General features: G+C 73.1%; 2 protein-coding genes. Both read left to right on the forward strand.

The window, feature by feature from the left end; translation table 11 throughout:
• Positions 1 to 15,407, forward strand: a 15,407-nt coding sequence (locus ACFV2X_RS53140; RefSeq protein WP_385630976.1) for a type I polyketide synthase, incomplete at its 5' end; no start/stop codon positions are given.
• Positions 15,408 to 15,457: 50 nt separating this feature from the next.
• On the forward strand, positions 15,458 to 23,723 hold an 8,266-nt coding region (locus tag ACFV2X_RS53145), incomplete at its 3' end, for a type I polyketide synthase (protein ID WP_385630980.1).

A 23,723-nucleotide genomic window follows, 5' to 3' on the forward strand; every position in this document is an offset into this window, starting at 1 on the left:
ATCTGGCGGACGCCGGTCTGGACCGTACGCAGGAAATGCTGGCCGAGCTGATGGAGCTGTTCGGCGCGGGTGTGTTGCGTCCGTTGCCGGTGACGACCTGGGATGTGCGGCGGGCGCGGGACGCGTTCCGGTTCATGAGCCAGGCCAGGCACACGGGCAAGATCGTGCTCACCATGCCGCCTCGCTGGGACCCCGAGGGCACCGTGCTGATCACCGGTGGCACAGGCGGTCTCGGCAGCAGGCTCGCTCGCCATCTCGCCGCCGAATGGGGGATGAAGCACCTGCTGCTGGTCAGCCGCCGCGGGCCGGACGCGCCCGGCGCGCCCGAACTGCGGGAGGAGCTGAGCGCCCACGGTGCCGATGTCACCGTAGCCGCATGCGATGTGGCGGACCGCGACGCGCTGACCGCGCTGCTCGCCGGGGTTTCCGCGGAGCACCCGCTGACCGCGGTCGTCCACACCGCGGCCGCGCTCGACGACGGCGTGATCGCCTCGCTGACCCCCGAGCGGCTGGCCACGGTCTTCGGCCCGAAGGCGGACGCGGCCTGGCATCTGCATGAGCTGACCCGCGACCTGGACCTGGCCGCGTTCGTGACGTACTCGTCGGTCGCGGGCCAGCTCGGCGGCGCGGGTCTCGGCAGCTACGCCGCGGCCAACGCCTTCCTCGACGCGCTGGCCAACCACCGCAGGGCCGAGGGCCTGCCCGGCCAGTCGCTGCTGTGGGGGCCGTGGGCCCAGGACGGCGGTATGACCAGCGAGCTCACCGACACGGACATCCACCGGCTCAACTCGGCCGGAATGCCGCTGCTGACCGAGGAACAGGGCGTAGCGCTCTTCGACGCGGCGGCCACCTGCGACGAACCAGTGGTGGCCCCCGTGCGCCTCAACCTTGCCGCGCTCCGTGCGCAGGGCGAGGTCCCGGGGCTGCTGCGCGGTCTGGTCCGTACGGCCCGCAGGACGGCTGGCGGCGCCTCCGCCTCCGAGTCCGGCGCGGCCGCCGCGCTGACCCAGCGGCTCGCCGGGCTGCGCGAGGCCGACCGTCTGCGCCTGCTGATCGATCTCGTGCGCGGCCAGGCGGCAGCCGTACTGGGACACCCGTCGCCGGACGCGGTGGAGGTCCGGCGGGAGTTCCGCGAACTGGGCTTCGACTCGCTGACCGCGGTCGAGCTGCGCAACCGGCTCGGCGGCGCGACCGGACTTCGGCTGCCCGCCACCTTGGTGTTCGACTACCCCACGCCCACCGCGCTGGCCGAGTTCCTGCTGCGTGAGCTGCTGGGCGAGCACGGCGAGGTGATCCTGCCGACGGCCGTCACCTCGGGGCTTGCGGACGACCCGATCGTGATCGTCGGGATGAGCTGCCGCTACCCGGGCGGGGTCCGGTCGCCGGAAGACCTGTGGCGGCTGGTCGCCGAAGGGCGCGACGCCATCGCCGAACTACCCACCGACCGCGGCTGGCGACTGGACCCGGGCGCCGGCTACGAGGGCGGTTTCCTCTACGACGCCGCGGAGTTCGACGCGGGCTTCTTCGGGATCTCGCCGCGTGAGGCGCTGGCCATGGACCCGCAGCAGCGGCTGCTGCTGGAGACCGCCTGGGAGGTGTTCGAGCGCACGGGCATCGACCCCGCCTCGGTCCGCGGGACGGACGCGGGCGTCTTCGTCGGCGCGACCGGCTTCGGCTACCTTCCGCCGCAGGAATCCCGCGGCCACCATATGACGGGCCAGGCCACCAGTGTGATCTCGGGGCGGCTGTCCTACACCTTCGGCCTCGAGGGCCCGGCCGTCACCGTGGACACCGCGTGTTCCTCCTCGCTGGTGGCGATGCACCTCGCCGCCCAGGCGCTGCGCACCGGCGAGTGCTCGCTGGCGCTGGCGGGCGGTGTCACGGTGATGTCGACGCCGATCGGTTTCGGCGAGTTCAACGAGCAGGGCGGGATGGCCCCGGACGGCCGCTGCCACTCGTTCGCCGACTCTGCCGCCGGAACGAGCTGGTCGGAGGGTGTCGGCCTGGTCGTGCTCGAGCGGTTGTCGGACGCCGTACGCCACGGGCACGAGGTGCTCGCGGTGGTGCGGGGTTCTGCGGTGAATCAGGACGGTGCGTCGAATGGGTTGACCGCTCCCAACGGTCCCTCGCAGCAGCGGGTGATCCGTCAGGCGCTGGCGAACGCCGGTCTGGCTCCGGTGGATGTGGACGCGGTGGAGGCGCACGGTACGGGCACCACGCTGGGCGACCCGATCGAGGCGCAGGCGCTGCTCGCCACGTACGGGCAGGACCGTGAGCTGCCGCTGCGGCTGGGCTCCATCAAGTCCAACATGGGGCACACCCAGGTCGCGGCCGGTATGGCCGGTGTGATCAAGATGGTCATGGCGCTGCGGCACGGTGTGCTGCCCAAGACGCTGCACGTGGACACGCCGTCGACGCATGTGGACTGGTCGGCGGGTGCGGTCGAGCTGTTGACCGAGCCGATGGAGTGGCCGCAGACCGGGCGTCCGCGCCGAGCCGGTGTCTCGGCGTTCGGCGTCAGCGGCACCAATGTGCACACCATCCTGGAGCAGGCCCCGCTGCCCGCCGAGCCGAAGCCGGACGACCGAGAGATCCCCGCCGTGACCCCTGCCGCACTGCCGTGGGTGGTGTCGGCGAAGACGGCCGAGGCGTTGCGTGAGCAAGCCGCCAACCTGGCCTCCCATATGGAGAGTCACCCCGAGGCGACGCAGGCCGACATCGGCCACTCGCTGGTGTCCACGCGGTCGGTGTTGGAGTACCGGGCGGTGGTGGTCGGTGGTGACCGCGAGGAGCTGCTGTCCGGTCTGCGGGCTCTGGGTGCTGACGGCCCGGCGGTGGGTGTGGTGCGTGGGGTTGCCGATGTGGAGGGGAGGTCGGTGTTTGTCTTCCCGGGGCAGGGTTCGCAGTGGGTGGGGATGGGTGCCCGTTTGTTGGACGAGTCCCCGGTGTTCGCGGAACGGCTGGCCGAGTGTGCCGCTGCTCTGGCGCCGTTCATCGAGTGGCCGCTGATGGACGTCGTACGGCAGGTCGAAGGCGCGCCGTCGCTGGAGCGGGTGGATGTGGTGCAGCCGGTGTCGTGGGCGGTGATGGTCTCGCTCGCGGCTGTGTGGCGTTCGCATGGTGTGGAGCCGGACGCGGTGGTGGGCCATTCGCAGGGTGAGATCGCCGCCGCGTGTGTGGCGGGCGCTCTGTCGCTGGACGATGGCGCCCGCGTGGTCGCGTTGCGCAGCCAGGCCATCGCGGGGCGGCTTGCCGGTGCCGGTGGCATGGCGTCGGTGCCGCTGCCGGTCGCCGAGGTCGAGGCGCGACTGGAGCGCTGGGAGGGCCGGGTGTCGATCGCCGCCGTCAACGGCCCCCGCTCGGTCGTCGTGTCCGGCGACTCGGAAGCGCTGGACCAGCTGGTCGAGGAGTTGACCGGTGAGGAGGTACGTATCCGCCGTATCGCGGTGGACTACGCGTCCCACTCCGCGCATGTCGAGGAGATCCACGAGGAGCTGCTGGCCGAGCTCGCGCCGGTCGCTCCGCGCACAGCAGAGGTGCCGTTCTTCTCCACGGTGACCGGCGACTGGCTCGACACCACGGGTATGGACGCCGACTACTGGTACCGCAATCTGCGGCGGACGGTCGGCTTCGAACCGGCCATCCGCGTCCTCCTGGCACAGGAACACCGGGCGTTCATCGAGGTCAGCTCCCACCCCGTACTCACGATGGCGGTCCAGGAGACCATCGACGCCACCGGCGACCACGCCGTCACGGCCGGCACGCTGCGCCGGGACGAGGGCGGTCTCGGCCGCTTCCTGACCTCGCTGGCCGAGGTCTTCGTACGCGGCGTCGACGTCGCCTGGGCGGGGATGTTCGCCGACACCGGTGCCCACCGCGTCGACCTGCCGACCTACGCGTTCCAGCGCGAGCGCTACTGGCCGGACGAGGCCAGGACCGGCGTCCCGGCCGCGGAGGCCGATACGGCGGATGCGGAGTTCTGGTCCGCCGTCGAGCAGGAAGACCTGGAATCCCTCGCCGACTGGCTGGAGATCGACGGAGGTTCGCTGGGCGCCGTGTTGCCCGCGCTCTCCGCGTGGCGCGGCAGGCGCCGTGAGCAGTCCACCGTGGACTCGTGGCGCTACCGGACCGAGTGGCGGCCGCTGCGTATGTCCTCGGTGCCGGTGCTGACCGGGACCTGGCTGGTCGTGACCGCCGACGGTATCGCGGACGACGAGGTGACCGCGGCCCTCGCCGGACATGGCGCACAGGTCCGGCGGCTGGAGCTGGACGAGTCGTGTGTCGACCGCGCCGAACTCGCGTCCAGGCTCCAAAGCGTGGACGGCGTCGAGGACATCCGCGGCATGGTGTCGGTTCTGGCCTTCGCCGAGCAGCCGAGCGCCACCTACCCGGTGCTGCCCTCCGGGCTCGCGCTGAGCCTCGCGCTGGTGCAGGCGCTGGACGACATCGGCGCCGACGCGCCGCTGTGGTGCCTCACCCGTGGAGCCGTGTCGACCGGCCGTTCCGACCGGCTGGCCAGCCCGGTGCAGGCGCAGGTCCTCGGCCTGGGCCGGACGGCCGCGCTGGAGCACCCGCGCCGCTGGGGCGGCCTGGTGGACCTGCCCGCCGAGCTCGACCAGCGCGCCGCGCAGCGGCTGGCCGGTGCGCTCGCCGGGACGGAGGGCGAGGACGGCGAGGGCGAGTTCGCGATCCGGCCCTCCGGCGTGTTCGTACGCCGCGTGGTGCGCACACCCGCCGACGACTCCGCCCCCAAGGGCCGTTGGCAGCCGCGCGGCACCACCCTGATCACCGGCGGCACCGGTGTGCTGGGCCAGTATCTGGCCCGGTGGCTCGCGCACAACGGGGCTGAAGACCTGGTGCTGACCAGCCGTCGCGGGATGGCAGCGGCCGGCGCCGCCGAGCTGGTGGCCGAGCTGGCCGAGCTGGGTACGACCGTGGAGGTCGTGGCCTGCGATGTGGCGGACCGGGACGCGGTGGCCGCGATGATCAGCCGGCTCACGGGCGAGGGACGGGTCATCCGCACCGCCGTCCATGTGGCCGCCTACATCGACCTGGTCTCGCTGTCCGCCACCGACCACGACACGTTCGCCGCGATCGTCGACGCCAAGGTCGCGGGCGCCCGCCATCTGCATGAACTGCTCGACGACGAACAACTCGACGCCGTCGTGTACTACTCGTCGATCGCGGGCATCTGGGGCAGCGGCGACCACGGCGCGTACGGGGCGGCCAACTCCTACCTGGAGGCGCTGGCGGAACACCGGCGCGCCCACGGTCTGCGCGCCACCTCGATCGCATGGGGCATCTGGCGCGACGATCAGGTACGGGTCGACCCGCGGCAGATCCTCGGCAGCGGTCTGCGCTATATGCAGCCCGAGCTCGCCCACACCGGTCTGCGGCGCGCACTGGACGACGACGAGACGCTGCTGACGATCGCCGACATCGACTGGGATCGCTACTACCCGGTCTACACCTCGGTGCGCCCCAGCCCGCTGTTCAGCGAGGTGGCCGAGGTACGCGGGATTCTCCAGCGGGCCGAGGACGCCGTCGCCGCCTCCGCGGACGGTGAGTTCGCCGCGCGTATCCGCGGCCTGTCCGCCGCCGAGGGGGAGCGTGCGCTGCTGGACCTGGTGCGCGCCGAGGCGGCGGCCGTCCTGGGACACGCCTCCCCGGACGCGATCGCGGAGCGACGGGCGTTCCGCGACGTCGGGTTCGACTCGCTGACCGCGGTGGACCTGCGCAACCGGGTGGCCAGGGCCACCGGTCTGACACTCCCGAGCACCCTGGTCTTCGACTACCCGAGCCCGGTGGCCCTGGTGGAGTTCCTGCGGTCGCGGATCGTGGGCTCGGCCGTGGCGACGCGGCCAGGTACGCCCGCCCCCACGGTCTCCACGGCCTCCGACGAGCCGATCGCGATCATCGGTATGGCCTGCCGCTTCCCCGGCGGGATCGGCTCGCCGGAGCAGCTGTGGGAGGTGGTCGCGGGCGGACAGGACGTCATCTCCGAGTTCCCCGCCGACCGTGGCTGGGACGCGACGCGGCTGTACGACCCGGACCCGGACAAGCCCGGCAAGACGTACTCGACGCGCGGTGGCTTCCTGCACGACGCCGCGGAGTTCGACGCGGGCTTCTTCGGGATCTCGCCGCGTGAGGCGCTGGCCATGGACCCGCAGCAGCGGCTGCTGCTGGAGACCTCCTGGGAGGCGTTCGAGCGGGCCGGTATCGACCCCGCGTCGGTCAGGGGCAGCCTGACCGGCACGTTCATCGGCTCCAGCTACCAGGACTACGGCTTCGGCCCGCACACCGGCTCGGAGGGGTCGGAGGGCTATATGCTCACCAGCTCGGTGCCGAGCGTGCTGTCGGGCCGCATCTCGTATCTGTTCGGCCTGGAGGGCCCGGCGGTCACCCTGGACACCGCGTGCTCCTCGTCGCTGGTGGCGCTGCACCTCGCGTGCCAGTCGCTGCGCAACGGCGAGAGCACGCTGGCGCTGGCCGGTGGTGTCACCGTGATGACCACCCCCGGCTCGTTCCTGGCCTTCAGCCGCCAGCGCGGGATGGCCGCGGACGGCCGCTGCAAGGCGTTCGCCGAATCGGCCGACGGGATGAGCCTGTCCGAGGGCGTGGGGCTGCTCCTGGTGGAGCGGCTGTCGGACGCCCGGCGCAACGGCCACCCCGTGCTCGCGGTGGTACGCGGCTCGGCGATCAACCAGGACGGTGCGTCGAACGGTCTGACCGCGCCCAACGGCCCCTCGCAGCAGCGGGTGATCGGCCAGGCGCTGACCAACGCCAAGCTGACCGCGAACGACATCGACGCGGTCGAGGCGCACGGCACGGGGACCACCCTGGGCGACCCGATCGAGGCCCAGGCCCTGCTCGCCACCTACGGACAGGAGCGCGAACGGCCCCTGCTGCTCGGCTCGGTCAAGTCCAACCTCGGCCACACCCAGCTGGCGGCCGGTGCCGCGAGCGTGATCAAGATGGTCATGGCGATGCGGTACGGCGTACTGCCCAAGACGCTGCACATCGACGAGCCGACGTCGCATGTGGACTGGTCGTCCGGTGCGGTGGAGCTGCTGACCGAGCAGGCCGCGTGGCCGCAGACGGGGCACCCGCGCCGGGTCGGCATCTCGGCGTTCGGCATCAGCGGCACCAATGCCCACGCCATCCTGGAGCAGGGCCCGCGGCCGGAGGCCGACGACGGCCCGGTGGCACTCCCGGTGCCCGCTCGGGCGCCGGGTGTCGTACCGGTGGTGGTGTCGGGCAAATCGGAGGAGGCACTGCGGGCGCAGGCGGAGCGGGTGGTCGCCCGTGTCGAGGAGGAGCCGTCCGGCCTCGGGCTGGTGGATCTGGCGTACTCGCTGGCGACGACGCGCTCCGGATTCGAGCGCCGTGGTGTGGTGCTCGCTGGGGGGCGGCCCGAGGTCGCGGCGGGTCTGAGGGCCGTGGCGTGCGGCGAGTCCGCTGTGAATCTGGTGCAGGGCGCGGCCCGCGAGGATCGCGTGGTCGCGTTCCTGTTCTCGGGTCAGGGCAGTCAGCGGGCCGGGATGGGCCGCGAGCTGTACCAGGCATTCCCGGTGTTCGCCGAGGCGCTGGACGAGGTGTGCGCGCACCTGGACGCCCATCTGGACCGTCCGCTGCGTGAGGTGCTGTTCGCGGAGGCGGGTTCGGCCGAGGCGGAGCTGCTGGATGAGACGGCCTGGACCCAGCCGGCGCTGTTCGCGGTGGAAGTGGCGCTGTTCCGGCTGGTGGAGTCCTGGGGAGTGCGGCCGGACTACGTGGCCGGGCATTCGGTCGGGGAGATCGCCGCGGCCCATGTGGCCGGGGTGTTCTCGCTGGCGGACGCGTGCACGCTGGTGGCGGCGCGGGCCCGGCTGATGGGCGAGCTGCCGTCGGGCGGGGCGATGGTGTCCCTCCAGGCGACCGAGGATGAGGTCACTCCGTACCTCGGGGAGAGGGTGTCGATCGCCGCGGTGAACGGGCCGCGTTCGGTGGTGATCTCGGGCGAAGAGGCCCCCGTGCTGGACATCGCCACTCGGTTTGCGGAAGAGGGCCGTAAGACTAGGCGTTTGCGGGTCTCGCATGCGTTTCACTCGGTTCTGATGGACGGGATGGTGGCGGAATTCGGGCGGGTGGCCCGGGGCCTGGCCTTTGGCGCCCCGGTGGTGCCACTGGTATCCGGCCTGACCGGTGAGCCGGTCACGGCGGAGCTGGTGGGTGCGCCGGAGTACTGGGTGCGGCAGGTGCGCGAGGCCGTGCGGTTCGCCGATGGGGTGCGCTGGCTGGATGGGCGTGGCGTGAGCGCGTATCTGGAGATCGGCCCCGATGGTGTGCTGTCGGCGATGGCTCAGGAAAGCCTGTCGGAGCAGTCCCCGGCCGCCACCGTGGTGGCCTCCGCGCTGCGGAAGGGCGCGGAGGAGGAGCGGGCGGTGGTCACCGCGCTGGCCCGGCTGTACGCCCACGGGGTGGAGGTCGACTGGCCGGCGTTCTTCGCGGGCACCGGCGCCCACCGGATCGACCTCCCGACCTACGCCTTCCAGCACCAGCGCTACTGGCCGGAGGTCTTGGCGCCGGCACCCGCCGCGGACGCCGACCTCACGGACGCGGACGCGGACACGGACTTCTGGGCCGTGGTCGAGGGGGAGGACCTGGAATCCCTGGCCTCACGGCTGGAGGTCGACGGCGACTCGCTCGGCGCGGTGCTTCCCGCGCTGACCACCTGGCGCCGCCGCCGGCGTGAGCAGTCCGTCGTGGACGGCTGGCGCTACCGGGTCAACTGGACACCGCTGGCCGACCCGACCCCCCGGGCCCAGCGCGGCAGCTGGCTCGTGGTCGTCCCGGCCGACCAGGCGGACGACGCATGGGTGACCTCCGTGGCCGAGACCACGCCCACCCCGGCGGTACGTGTCGAGATCACCGAGCCGGACCGCGCCGCACTGGCCGACCTGCTGCGTGAGGTGGCGGCCGAATCGGGCCCGTTCGCGGGCGTACTCTCGCTGCTCGGAGCGTACGAGCACGCCGTCGACGGACACCCCGGCGTACCGGCGGGCGTGGCCCTGACGACCACCTTGGTGCAGGCGCTGGACGACGCGGGCATCGAGTCGCCGCTGTGGGCCGCCACTCGGGGCGCGGTGTCGGTAAGCCGCTCGGACACCGCACCGAGCCCGGCCCAGGCTGCCGTCTGGGGCCTCGGCCGGGTCGCGGCGCTGGAGTACCCGGGGCGCTGGGGCGGGCTCATCGATCTGCCCGGCACCCTGGACCGGCCCGCCGGCCGACGGCTGGCCGCCGTGCTGTCCGGCGCCGGTGACGAGGACCAGATCGCGGTGCGGTCCTCCGGCCTCTTCGGCCGGCGCGTCGTCCCCTGCCCGGCCGAACTGGACGTGGACGAGACCGGCTTCACCGCCACCGGAACGGTCCTGATCACCGGTGGTACCGGCGGTCTGGGCAGCCATGTGGCCCGCTGGCTCGCCCGCTGCGGCGCCGAGCACCTGGTGCTGACGAGCCGTCGTGGCCCCGACGCCCCGGGTGCCCGCGAACTGTGCGACGAACTCACCGAGCTGGGCGCACGGGTCACGATCGCCGCCTGCGACGTGTCCGACCGGGAGGCGCTGGCGGCAGTGCTGGCCGGCATCCCCGACGACAGCCCCCTGACAGGCGTCGTACACACCGCGGGCATCGCCCAGGCCGCCGCGCCGCTGGACGGCGCGAGCGACGCCGAGACGGCTGAGGTGATGACCGCCAAGGTCGTCGGCGCGGCCCATCTCGACTCGTTGCTCGGCGACCGTGACCTGGACTTCTTCGTGCTCTTCTCCTCGGTCGCCGCCACCTGGGGCAGCGGCGGACAGGGTGCCTACGGCGCGGCCAACGCCTATCTGGACGCGCTGGCCGAGGCTCGTACGGCCCAGGGGCTGACGGCGACATCCGTGGCCTGGGGCGCATGGGCCGACGGCGGAATGGCGGCGGCCGACGGTGCCCAGGACTATCTGGCGCGCCGCGGACTGATCCTGATGGCGCCGGAAACCGCCATCGCCGGGCTGAGCAGCGCCCTGCGGAACCGGGACGTGACCATCGCGGTCGCCGACGTCGACTGGGACCAGTTCGCCCCCGCCTTCACCCTGGCCCGGCCGAGCGCGCTGCTGCGCGACCTGCCCGCCGTACGCCGCGCGCTCACCGCGGACGTGACCACGCGGTACGACGACGCGTCGCTGGCCTCGCTGCGTGGACGGCTGCGGGCCATGGCGGACGACGACGAACGGCTCGACGCGCTGCTCGGCGTGGTCCGGGAGCAGGTGGCCCTGGTGCTCGGCCACTCGGGCGGGGACGCCATCGAGGCGGACCGGGCCTTCAAGGACCTCGGCTTCGACTCGCTGACGGCGGTGGAACTGCGCAACCGGCTCGCCACCGCGACCGGCCTGCCCCTGCCCACCACTTTGGTCTTCGACTACCCGTCCCCGGCGGCGCTCGTCGACCACCTCCGCGCCGAACTGCTCGGGGAGCGGCCCGACCCGGACGGCGCGGCCCTCCCCGCCGCCTCCATCACCACGCGGCGGAGCCGCATATCGATACTTGCGGACGACCCGATCGCGATCGTCGGGATGAGCTGCCGCTACCCGGGCGGCGTCCGGTCGCCCGAGGACCTGTGGCGCCTGGTGACCGAGGGGCGGGACGCGATCTCGCCGTTCCCGGCCGACCGGGGCTGGAACCTCGACGCGGACACCGCATTCGAGGGCGGATTCGTCCACGACGCCACCGAGTTCGACGCCCGGTTCTTCGGCATCTCACCCCGTGAGGCGCTGGCCATGGACCCGCAGCAGCGGCTGCTGCTGGAGTCCGCGTGGGAGGTGTTCGAGCGGGCCGGAATCGACCCGGCGGGGCTGCGTGGCAGCGACGCGGGTGTCTTCATCGGCGCCACCGGCGGCGGCTATGTCGCCCCCCAGGAGTCGCTGGGCCACATGATGACCGGCCAGGCGACGAGCGTGGTGTCCGGCCGGCTGTCGTACACCTTCGGGCTGGAGGGCCCGGCGGTCACCGTGGACACCGCGTGCTCCTCCTCCCTGGTGGCGATGCATATGGCGATGCAGGCGCTGCGCGGCGGCGAGTGCTCGCTGGCCCTGGCCGGTGGTGTGACGGTGATGTCCAGCCCGGCCGGGTTCGCGGAGTTCCGGCAGCAGGGCGGACTGGCGCAGGACGGCCGGTGCAAGTCCTTCGCGGAGGGCGCCGACGGGACCGGCTGGTCGGAGGGTGTCGGCCTGGTCGTGCTCGAGCGGCTGTCGGATGCACGGCGCAACGGGCATGAGGTGCTCGCGGTGGTGCGTGGTTCGGCGGTGAATCAGGATGGCGCGTCGAATGGTCTGACGGCGCCGAATGGTCCGTCGCAGCAACGGGTGATCCGTCAGGCGCTGGCGAACGCCGGTCTGTCTCCGGTGGATGTGGACGCGGTGGAGGCGCATGGCACCGGGACCACGCTGGGTGACCCGATCGAGGCGCAGGCGCTGCTCGCCACCTACGGACGGGACCGTGAGCTGCCGCTGCGGCTCGGCTCCATCAAGTCGAACATCGGCCACACCCAGTCCGCTTCGGGCGTCGCCGGTGTGATCAAGATGGTGATGGCGATGCGCCACGGGACGCTGCCCAAGACGCTCCACGTGGACGCGCCGTCCACGCACGTGGACTGGGCCAGTGGTGCGGTTGAGCTGCTGACCGAGGCCGTGGAGTGGCCGGAGCACGGGCGTCCGCGCCGGGCCGGAGTCTCCTCCTTCGGCATGAGCGGCACCAATGCCCACGCCATCCTGGAGCAGGCGCCCGAGGACGCGGTGACCGCCGAGAGCGCAGAGGACGACATGCCCACGGTCGACGCGGTGACGGTGCCGTGGGTGGTGTCGGCGAGGACGGCCGAGGCGCTGCGTGGACAGGCGATCAGCCTGCTGTCCCACGCGGAGAGCCGCCCCGAGGCGACGCCGACCGACATCGGCCACTCGCTGCTCTCCACCCGGTCGGTGTTGGAGCACCGGGCGGTGGTGGTCGGTGGTGACCGCGAGGAACTGCTGTCGGGCCTGCGCGCTCTGGGCGATGACGATCCCGCGGCGGGTGTGGTGCGTGGGGTTGCCGACGTCGAGGGGAGGTCGGTGTTCGTCTTCCCGGGGCAGGGTTCGCAGTGGGCGGGCATGGGTGCCCGGCTGCTGGACGAGTCCCCGGTGTTCGCGGAACGGCTGGGCGAAAGTGCCGCTGCTCTGGCGCCGTTCATCGACTGGTCGCTGATGGACGTCGTACGGCAGGTCGAAGGCGCGCCGTCGCTGGACCGGGTCGATGTGGTGCAGCCCGTGTCGTGGGCGGTGATGGTCTCGCTCGCGGCTGTGTGGCGTTCCCATGGTGTGGAGCCGGACGCGGTGGTGGGCCATTCGCAGGGTGAGATCGCCGCCGCGTGTGTGGCCGGTGCGCTGTCGCTGGAGGACGGCGCACGGGTGGTGGCGCTGCGCAGCCAGGCGATCGCGCGTCGGCTTGCCGGTGCCGGCGGCATGGCGTCGGTGCCGCTGCCGGTTGCCGAGGTCGAGGCGCGACTGGAGCGCTGGGAGGGCCGGGTGTCGATCGCCGCCGTCAACGGCCCCCAGTCGGTCGTGGTGTCGGGTGACCAGCAGGCCCTGGACGAGCTGGTCGAGGAGCTGACGGGCGAGGAGGTACGTATCCGCCGTATCGCGGTGGACTACGCCTCGCACTCCGCGCACGTCGAGGAGATCCACGACGAACTGCTGGCGGAGCTCGCGCCGGTCGCTCCGCGCACAGCGGAGGTGCCGTTCCTGTCCACGGTGACCGGCGAGTGGCTTGAGGGCAGTGAGCTGGTCGCCGACTACTGGTACCGCAATCTGCGGCAGACGGTTGGCTTCGAGCCCGCCATACGGGAGCTGCTGGCCCGGCGCCACCGCGCGTTCATCGAGATCAGCGCCCATCCCGTACTCACCGTCGCGGTCCAGGAGACCATCGACGACGTCGACGAGACCGCCGTGGTCGCCGGCACGCTGCGCCGGGACCAGGGAGGACTGGGCCGCTTCGCCCTGTCGCTGGCCGAGCTCTTCGTCCGTGGTGTGCACACCGGCTGGGCCGGTTTCCTCACCGCGACCGGCGCACGCCGTATCGAACTGCCGACCTACGCGTTCCAGCGGCAGCGGTTCTGGCCCGAGGCGGCCGAGACCGAGCCGCTGCCCGGTGACAAGGAAGCGGTGGACGCGGAGTTCTGGGCCGCCGTCGAAGAGGAGGAACTGGAGTCCCTGGCCGCGCGGCTGGAAGTCGACACCAACTCGCTCGGCGCCGTGCTGCCCGCGCTGTCATCGTGGCGGCAGCGGCGGCGCGAGCGTTCCACGGTCGACGGTTGGCGCTACCGGACCATATGGAAGCCCGTGACCGCGCAGGCCGCCGCCCCGTCGGGCACCTGGCTGGTGGTCGTACCGCAGGGCCTGGCCGACGACCCGTGGGTGTCCGTCCTGGCGGACGCGGCGGGAGCCGGCGCGGTGCGGCTGGAGGTCGGGGACGCCGATCGCGCCGCACTGGCCGACCGACTGGCGTCCTGCGCCGCCGATCGCGTCGGTGGCCCGGACGGCGTGGGTGGGTCACGCGGCGCGGACGGCGCGGAGTTCGCGGGTGTGCTGTCGCTGCTGGCGCTGAGTGAATCGGCCCTTCCCGAGCACCCGTCGGTCCCGGCTGGAGCCGTGCTGACCGCGACCCTGATGCAGGCCCTGGGCGACGCCGGGATCGAGGCGCCGGTGTGGGCGGTGACCCGGGGCGCGGTGTCGCTGGGCCACTCGGACCGGGCGACGGCCCCGCTGCAGAACGCCGTCTGGGGCCTTGGCCGGGTCGCGGCACTGGAGTACCCGCGCAGCTGGGGCGGCCTGATCGACCTGCCCGCCGACCTGGACGACCGGATCATCGGCCGCTTCGCGGGTGCGCTGGCCGCCCCCGCGGGGGAGGACCAGGTCGCGATCCGCTCCACCGGCGTGTTCGGCAGGCGGATGGTGCCGGCCCCGGCCGAGGCGTCGGACCAGCCGTGGCAGCCCAGCGGTACGGTGCTCATCACCGGTGGCACGGGAGCGCTGGGCGGACACGTCGCCCGGTGGCTGGCCGGCAACGGCGCCGAGCATCTGCTGCTGACCAGCCGTCGTGGCCCAGACGCCCCCGGCGCGGACGAACTGCGCGCGGAGCTGGGCGCCCTGGGCGCCCAGGTCACCATCGCCGCATGCGACGTGGCCGACCGGGACGCGCTGGCCACCCTGTTGGCCACCGTCCCGGCCGAGCACCCGCTGACCGGCGTCGTTCACACGGCGGGTGTGCTCGACGACGGCCTGATGGACGGGCTCACCCCCGAGCGCTACGAGCCGGTCTTCCGCTCGAAGGTGGCGTCGGCGCTGCTGCTGGACGAGCTGACCCGCGATCTGGACTTGGCGGTGTTCGCCCTGTTCGCCTCGTCCTCCGGTGCGCTCGGCAGCCGTGGCCAGGCGAACTACGCCGCGGCCAACGCCGTACTCGACGCCCTGGCCGAGCGGCGCCGCGCCGACGGCCTCGCCGCCACCTCGGTGGCGTGGGGTCTGTGGGCCGGCGCCGGAATGGCCGCTGACACCCCGGTGGAGGCGGTGTCCCAGCGAGCCGGTGTGCTCGCGATGGACCCGAAGCTCGCGGTGGCGGCGCTGGCCCAGCTGGTCACCGGCGCGGAGCCGACCGCCTTCGTCTCGGCCCTCGCATGGGACCGGTTCGCGCCGACCTTCAGCGCGGTCCGGCCGAGCCCGCTGCTGAGCGAGATCCCCGAGGCCCGGCGCGCCATGCGGGCGGTGTCGGACGATGCCGCCGACGGGACCGGCGAGTCGCTGCGTGAGCGGCTGGCGCGGATGCCCGAGCCGGAGCGTGTCTCGGCCGTCGTCGGGCTCGTACGCAAGACGGCCGCGGCGGTGCTCGGGTACGACTCGGCCGACGCGGTCGAGTCCGGTGTGCCGTTCCGCGACCTCGGCTTCGACTCGCTGACCGCGGTGGAGTTCAGCAACCGGCTGGCTGCCGCCACACAGCTGCGGCTGAAGCGGGCGCTGGTGTTCGACTACCCGAGCCCGACCGCGCTCTCGCAGCACCTGCTGGAGCAGTTGCTGCCGGCCGGCACGGCGGACGACACGGCCACGGCCACGGCCATGGTCGGGGGCGCGGGCGCGGGCGGCCAGGGCCAGGTGCTCGCCGAGATCGACCGTCTGGAGGCCACGCTGGCCACCGCCACCACCCACCGGGAGACCCGACTTCAGGTCCGGGAACGCCTGACCAAGCTGCTCGCCCAGTGGGGCGACGAGGACCTGGACGGTGGCCCGGGCGGAGTCGACGAGCAACTGCTCCAGGCGTCCGACGAGGAGGTTTTCGACTTCATCGGCAAGGAGTTCGGCATCTCCTGACACCGGCATCCCTCCCCGACACCGCGGCCATTGAATTGAGAGAGATTCAGATGGAAAACGAAGACAAGCTCCGTTACTTTCTCAAGAGGGTGACCGCCGACCTTCATGAGACCCGGCAGCGCCTGCGCGAAGCCGAGTCCGGGCGGCATGAGCCGGTCGCCATCGTGGGCATGGGATGCCGCTTCCCCGGCGGGGTGGACGGCCCCGAGTCGCTGTGGGAGCTGCTGGCCGAGGGGCGGGACGCCATCTCGCCCTTCCCGGCCGACCGCGGCTGGGACACCGACGCGGTGTACGACCCGGAGGAGCGGCAACGGGGCACCTCCTACGTCCGCGAGGGCGGATTCCTCACGGACGTAGGGGGCTTCGACCCCGCGTTCTTCGGGATCTCCCCGCGTGAAGCGCTGGTGATGGACCCCCAGCAGCGGCTGCTGCTCGAAGTGTGCTGGGAGGCCCTGGAAAGAGCCCGGATCGACCCCCTGTCGCTGCGCGGCAGCCGTACCGGCGTGTTCGTCGGCAGCAACGGCCAGGGCTACGGCCGGCTCGCGGCCCGCAGCGAGGGCGCGGTGGACTACATGACCACCGCCACCACCTCCAGCGCGCTGTCCGGGCGGGTGTCATACGTACTGGGCCTCGAGGGCCCGGCGCTCACCGTGGACACCGCGTGCTCATCGTCCCTGGTCTCGCTGCACCTGGCCGCGCAGGCGCTGCGCCAGGGCGAGTGCTCGATCGCCCTGGCCGGTGGCGCGACGGTGATGGCCGACCCCGGCCTGTTCATCGGGTTCAGCAGGCAGGGCGGGCTGGCCGCGGACGGCCGCTGCCGTACCTTCGCGGCAGGGGCGAGCGGCACCGCGTGGGGTGAGGGCGCCGGGATCCTCGTGCTGGAGCGGCTGGCCGACGCCCGCGCCAACGGGCATCGCGTACTCGCCGTGATCAGCGGCAGCGCGGTGAACCAGGACGGCGCGTCGAACGGCCTGACCGCGCCCAACGGGCCCGCGCAGGAGCGGGCCATCCTCGCCGCCCTGACGAGTGCCGGGCTGACCACCGACGACGTGGACGCGGTGGAGGCGCACGGCACCGCCACCCCGCTGGGCGACCCGATCGAGGCCGAGGCGCTGCTGGCCACGTACGGCCAGGGCCGTACCGCCGATCCGCTGTGGCTCGGCTCGATCAAGTCCAACATGGGCCACACCCAGGCGGCCGCGGGCGTGGCGGGCGTCATGAAGATGGTGCTGGCCATCGAGCACGGCCTGCTGCCGAAGTCGCTGCACATCGACGAGCCGACGCCCGCCGTGGACTGGACCGGCGGAGCGGTGTCGCTGCTGGCGGAGGCGCGCCCGTGGCCGCTGACGGGGCGGCCCCGCCGCGCCGGAGTGTCGTCCTTCGGGGTCAGCGGCACCAACGCACACCTCATCGTCGAGCAGGCCCCGCAGCTCGCCGAGCTGCCCGTCTCTGCCGAGCCATCTGCGCCCGCGGAGCCATCTGCGCCCGCGGAGCCATCCGCGCCGGCCGACCGCCCGGTGGCCGCCTCGGCTGCGGCGCCTGCCTCGGCCGCGGTGCCTGCCGTGCTCGCCTACCCGCTGTCGGCGCGTACCGGCCAGGCCCTGCGGGCACAGGCCGGTCGCCTGCTGGCACACCTGGACGCCCACCCCGACACCGCCACCGCCGACATCGGCCTGTCCCTCGCGACGACCCGGGCCGCGCTCCAGCACCGGGCGGCCGTGGTCGCCGCCGACCGGGACGAACTGCGGACCGCCCTCACCGCCCTCGCCGACGGCGCACCCGCCCCCGGCGTGGTCCAGGGCGTCGCGGGCGATGGTCACCTGGCCTTCCTGTTCACCGGGCAGGGCGCGCAGCGGATCGGCATGGGCCTGGAACTCCGCCGCGGCCACCCCGTGTTCGCCGAGGCGTGGGACGCCGTGGCCGCCGAGCTGGACAGGCATCTCGACCAGCCGTTGGACAGCGTCGTACACGGAGCGGACCAGAGCCTCCTCGACCGGACGATGTATGCCCAAGCGGGCCTGTTCGCCCTGGAAGTGGCTCTGTTCCGGCTGCTTGAGTCCTGGGGGACACGCCCCGACTACCTCCTGGGCCATTCGATCGGCGAGCTCGCGGCGGCCCACGTGGCGGGGGTGTTCGACCTTCCCGACGCCTGTGCGCTGGTGGCCGCGCGCGGCCGGCTGATGCAGGTGCTGCCCGGGGACGGGGCGATGGTGGCGGTGCGCGCGCGTGAGGACGAGGTGCTGCCGCTGCTGGACGAACGGGTGGCGGTCGCCGCGGTCAACGGGCCCGAGTCCGTCGTCGTCTCCGGTGACACAGAGGCCGTCGACCGGCTCGCGGACCACTTCCGCGCGCTGGGCCGCAAGACCAAGCGACTCCAGGTGAGCCACGCCTTCCACTCCCCGCTGATGGAACCGATGCTGGCCGACTTCGAGAAGGTCGCCCGCGGCCTGTCGTACGCGCCACCGGCCATCACCGTGATCTCCGATGTCACCGGCGAGGCGGCGAGCGCCGAGCAGTTGGCCGACCCCGCGTACTGGGTGTCCCACGTACGCCGGACGGTGCGCTTTTACGATGGTGTCCGCTGGCTGGCCGACCGGGATGTCACCAGGTACGTCGAACTGGGCCCGGACGGAACACTCTCGGCGATGGCGCAGGAGTCCATCGGCCGTGAGAACGCGCTCTGTATTCCCCTGCTGCGCGAGGGCCGCCCCGAGCCCCGCACCCTGCTCACGGCTGTGGCCCGGCTCCATGTGAACGGCGTGTCCCCCGACTGGGCCGCGGTCTTCGCCGGGTCCGGCGCTCACCACGTCGAGCTGCCCACCTACGCCTTCCAGAACGAGCACTACTGGCTGAACCCGCCGCCCGAGGAGCCCGGCGCGGACCGGCTCGGGCTCACCCCGGCGCGACACCCGCTCCTCGGCGCCCGGCTGGCCCTGGCCGAGGACGACGGTCACGTCTTTACGTGCCACCTGTCGACGCGCGCCACCCCCTGGCTCGCCGATCATGTGATCGCGGGCTCGGTGCTGTTCCCCGGCACGGCGTTCGTCGAACTGGCCCTGCACGCCGGACACGAGGTCGGCTGCCCGTTGCTGGAAGAGCTCACCATCCACGCGCCCGTACCGCTGCCCGAGGGCGGCGGCGCCCGGCTGCAGATCCTGGTGGGCGGCCCGGACGAGGCCGGCCGCAGGCCGCTGACCGTGTACGCGCGCCCGGACGACGGGCCCGGCGACACGGACGACGGCGCCGAGTGGATCCGACACGCCGTGGGCACGCTCGCGCCGGGCGGGCAGGCCGTCACCGAACCGCTGATGGCTTGGCCACCGGCCGGCGCGGACCCGATCGACCTCGACGGCTACTACGACCGGCTCGCGGAAGCCGGCTCCGAGTACGGTCCCGCGTTCCGGGGGCTGCGCGCCGCGTGGCGCCTGGGCGATGAGGTGTTCGCCGATATCGAGCTGGACCCGGAACACCACGCCGCGGCCGAGTCCTTCGGGGTGCACCCGGCGCTGCTGGACGCCGCCCTGCACGCCGTGGGCGGGCTGCGCCAGGACCAGGACCAGGGGCCGGGCGCCCGGATCCCGTTCGCCTGGCAGGACGTGGCCCTGCACGCCGTCGGCGCGTCATCCCTGCGGGTACGGCTGACCCCCACCGGCCCCGACGGCGTGTCGGTGCTGGCCGCCGACACGGCGGGCCAACCGGTCGCCACCATCGGCTCGCTGATGCTGCGGCCCGCGTCCCCGGTCGACGGCGTGTCGCACCGCGGGCTGCGCGACTCGCTGTTCGGCGTCGACTGGCTGCCGGTGACCACCGGTCCCGCCGAGGCCGAAGAGACACCGGCCGACGCCGGAGACACACCCGCGGCCGACGGGGGCACACCGGCGGGCGAGGCCTGGGCGGTGATCGGCCCAGAGGGATCCGCGCTGGCCGACGCCGCCGATGCCCGGCACCCGAACCTGGCCGACCTCGCCGACACGGCCGACGAGGGAGCGCCGGCCCCCGCGTACGTCTTCGTCGACCGCCCCGCACCGCCCGGCGACCTGCCGGCGGCGGTGCGCGAGGCGCTGTACGACACGCTCGCGCTGGTCAAGGAATGGCTGGCCGACGACCGGTTCGCCGCCTCCCGGCTCGTGGTGGTCACCCGGGCGGCCGTCTCGGTTCGGCCCGACGAAGACGTGGTGGCACCGGCACTCGCCCCGGTGTGGGGGCTGCTGGCCTCGGCGCAGGCCGAGCACCCGGGCCGGATCGTCCTGGCCGACCTGACCGGTGCCGATTGCGGACCGGTCGACGTCGCCGCATTGCGCGCCTCGCTGGCGTCCGGCGAACCCCGTATCGCCGTGCGTGGCGGCGAGGTCTACGCCCCCCGGCTGACCCGGCTTGCCGCCTCGGGCGGGGAGGCTGCATCTTGGGCCGACGCGGCGGGCACCGTGCTCATCACCGGCGGCACCGGCGGCCTCGGCAGCCTGGTGGCGCGTCACCTGGTGGCCCGACACGGCGTACGCCATCTGCTGCTGACCAGCCGGCGCGGCCTCGACACGCCCGGCGCCACCAGGCTGCGCGATGAACTGGCCGCCGAAGGCGCACAGGTCACCGTCGCCGCCTGCGATGTATCCGACCGGGCCGCACTGGCGCACCTGCTCGACTCCGTACCGGCCGACCGGCCGCTCACGGCCGTGGTGCACACGGCGGGAGTGCTCGACGACGCGACCATCGAATCGCTCACCCCGGAGCGGGTCGACACCGTGCTGCGGCCCAAGGTCGACGCCGCGTGGAATCTGCACGAGCTCACCGGGGACCTCTCCGCCTTCGTCCTCTTCTCCGCGGCCGCCGGCCTCCTCGGCGGGCTCGGCCAGGGCAACTACGCGGCGGCCAACACCTTCCTCGACGCGCTCGCCCAGCACCGCCGGGCCCAGGGGCTGCCCGCCGTGTCCCTCGCCTGGGGCGCCTGGGAGCCCCAGGACGGAATGACCGGCACCCTCACCCACACCGACCTCGACCGGATGAGCCGCCACGGCACCCGGATGATCTCCGCCGAGCAGGGTCTTGAACTCCTCGACGCGGCGCTGTCCGTCGACCGCGCCGTGGTGGCGCCGTTCCGGCTCGACACGGCGACCCTCGAGAAGCTGCCCGACGTCCCGCCGCTCCTGCGCCATCTCGTACGGGGCCCGGCGCGCCGCGCCGCACACCGCGGCGCGCCCGAACCCACGGAACTCGCGGCCCGGCTCGCCGGCGCGGCCGAGACCGAACGGCCTCGCATCCTCCTCGAGCTGGTGCGCGGTCAGGTGGCCGCCGTCCTCGGATACGCGGCCACCTCCCAGATCGAGGAGGACCAGGCGTTCAAGGACCTCGGCTTCGACTCGCTCACCGCACTCGAACTGCGCAACGGCCTCAACGCGGCGACCGGGCTGCGGCTGTCCGCCACCTTGATCTTCGACTATCCGACGGTCCGCGAGCTCGCCGGACATCTGCACGACGAGCTGGTGGCGCCCGGCAGCGCGGTGCACACCGCCGCGTCCGCGGCCGGGCCGACGCGCCCGGCCGTGCCCGTGGACGACGACCCGATCGCCATCGTCTCGATGAGCTGCCGCTACCCCGGTGGCGTACGGTCGCCCGCCGATCTGTGGGACCTCGTCCTCGCGGACCGGGAAGGGATCTGCGGGTTCCCCGACGACCGGGGCTGGAACCTGGAGTCCCTTTACGACGCCGACCCCGAACACCAGGGCACCACCTACACCCGGGAAGGCGGCTTCCTCGACGACGCGGGCGCCTTCGACGCGGGCTTCTTCGGCATCTCGCCCCGCGAGGCGCTGGCGATGGACCCGCAGCAGCGGCTGCTGCTGGAGACCTCCTGGGAGGCACTGGAACGGGCCGGGCTCGACCCGCTGTCCCTGCGCGGCAGCGACACCGGAGTCTTCGCCGGGATCATGTACCACGACTACGCGAGCGGCGACGCCGAGTTCCCGCCGGAGTCCCTGGGCTTCCTCGGCACTGGTTCGGCGGGGAGCGTGCTCTCCGGGCGGATCTCCTACACCCTCGGCTTCCAGGGGCCGGCGCTGACGGTGGACACCGCCTGCTCCTCGTCGCTGGTCGCGCTCCATCTCGCCACCCAGGCGCTGCGGCAGGGCGAGTGCTCCATGGCGCTCGCGGGAGGTGTGACGGTGATGGCCGGCCCGGAGACCTTCCTCGACTTCGGCGCGCAGGGCGGCCTGGCCGCCGACGGCCGCTGCAAGTCCTTCGCTGACGCGGCCGACGGGGTGAGCTGGGCCGAAGGGGTCGGCGTCCTGGTCCTGGAGCGGCTGTCCGACGCGCACCGTAACGGCCACCCGGTGCTCGCCCTGGTCCGCGGCTCCGCCGTCAACCAGGACGGTGCGTCCAACGGCCTGACCGCCCCCAACGGCCCCGCGCAGCAGCGGGTCATCCGGCAGGCCCTCGCGAGCGCGGGGCTGTCGGCCGCCGACGTCGACGCCGTGGAAGGACACGGCACCGGCACCACGCTGGGCGACCCCATCGAGGCCCAGGCGCTCCTGGCCACCTACGGACAGGACCGCGCCCCCGACCAGCCGCTGCTGCTGGGATCGATCAAGTCGAACCTCGGCCACACCCAGGCGGCCGCGGGGGTGGCCGGCGTGGTCAAGATGGTGCAGGCGATGCACCACGGCCTGCTGCCGCGCACCCTGCACGTGGACCAGCCGTCCTCCCATGTGGACTGGTCGGCCGGGGGCGTGGCGCTGCTCACCGAACCCACGCCGTGGCCGGAGACCGGCGGCCCGCGCCGCGCGGCGGTGTCGTCCTTCGGGATCAGCGGAACGAACGCACACATCATCCTCGAACAGGCGCCGCCGCCCCGGCACCAGCCGGCGCGGCCCACCCTCACTGTAGAGCGGCCGGAACCTGTTCTCGTACCATGGTTGCTGTCGGCCAAGACACCGGAGGCGCTGCGGGCACAGGCGGCCGGGCTGCTGCCCCTCATGGCCGACTCGGCCGACTCGGCCGACTCGGCCGATCCGCGCCCGCGTTCGCTGGACATCGGGTACTCATTGGCCACCTCGCGCTCGGCGTTCGAACACCGCGCTGTGGTCCTCGCCGAGGATCCGGCGGACGCCCGGCAGGCGCTGACCGCGCTGTCCCGCGGCGAGACCGCGGCCTCGCTGGTCGTGGGCGACACGCGTGCGGGCGGCTCGACCGCGTTCCTCTTCGCCGGACAGGGCTCTCAGCGGCTGGGGATGGGGCGGGAGCTGGCCGACCGCTTCCCCGCGTTCGCCGCCGCCCTGGATCCGGTGCTCGACGAGCTGGACCGCCACCTTCTCCGCCCTGTCCGGGAGGTGCTGTGGGGCTCGGACGACCAGCTGCTCGACCGCACCGACTTCGCCCAGGCCGCGCTGTTCGCCATCGAAGTGGCCCTGTTCCGGCTGGTGGAGTCGTGGGGCCTGCGGCCGGACCATGTGGCGGGGCACTCGATCGGGGAGATCGCCGCCGCGCATGTGGCCGGTGTCCTGTCCCTCGCGGACGCCTGCGCTCTGGTGGCCGCCCGTGGCCGGCTGATGTCCGAACTGCCCCCCGGCGGCGCAATGGTGGCCGTGCAGGTGGCGGAGGACGAGGTGTCCGCCCTGGTCAGTGACCGAGTGAGCATCGCAGCGGTCAACGGTCCCCGGTCGGTGGTGATGTCCGGTGACAAGGACGTGATCGACGAGATCGCGGCGCGGTTCGGCGCCGAGGGGCGCAGGACCCGCATGCTGCGCGTGTCGCATGCGTTCCACTCGGTGCTTATGGAGCCGATGCTCGACCGGTTCCGGGCCGTGGCCGAGGGGCTGACCTACCACACGCCCACGATCCCGCTCGTCTCGAGCGTCACGGGCACGGCCGCGGCCCCGGAAGACCTCTGCTCCGCCGAGTACTGGGTGCGGCATGTCCGGGCCACCGTACGGTTCGCCGACACCGTCCGCTTCCTCGCGGACCAGGGCGTCTCGCGCTTTGTGGAGCTGGGCCCGGACGGTTCCTTGAGCGCGGCGGCCCAGGAGTCGGTGAGCTCCGATACGGCGGTGTTCGTCCCCCTCGTACGCAAGGACCGGCCGGAGCCCGCCACCGCGCTCACCGCGCTCGGACGACTGCATGCCCACGGTGAGTCGGTGGACTGGTCCGCGTTCTTCGCGGACAGCGGCGCCCGGCGGATCGACCTGCCCACCTATCCGTTCCAGCACGAGCGCTACTGGGCCAAGAGGCGGCGCGGTGTGGGTGATCCGGTGTCGTTGGGGTTGGGTGTGGTGGGGCATCCGGTGTTGGGTGCGGTGGTGGTGTCGGCGGGTTCGGATGGGGTGGTGT

It is taken from the genome of Streptomyces sp. NPDC059679 (assembly GCF_042734105.1).
Classification (GTDB): Bacteria; Actinomycetota; Actinomycetes; order Streptomycetales; family Streptomycetaceae; genus Streptomyces.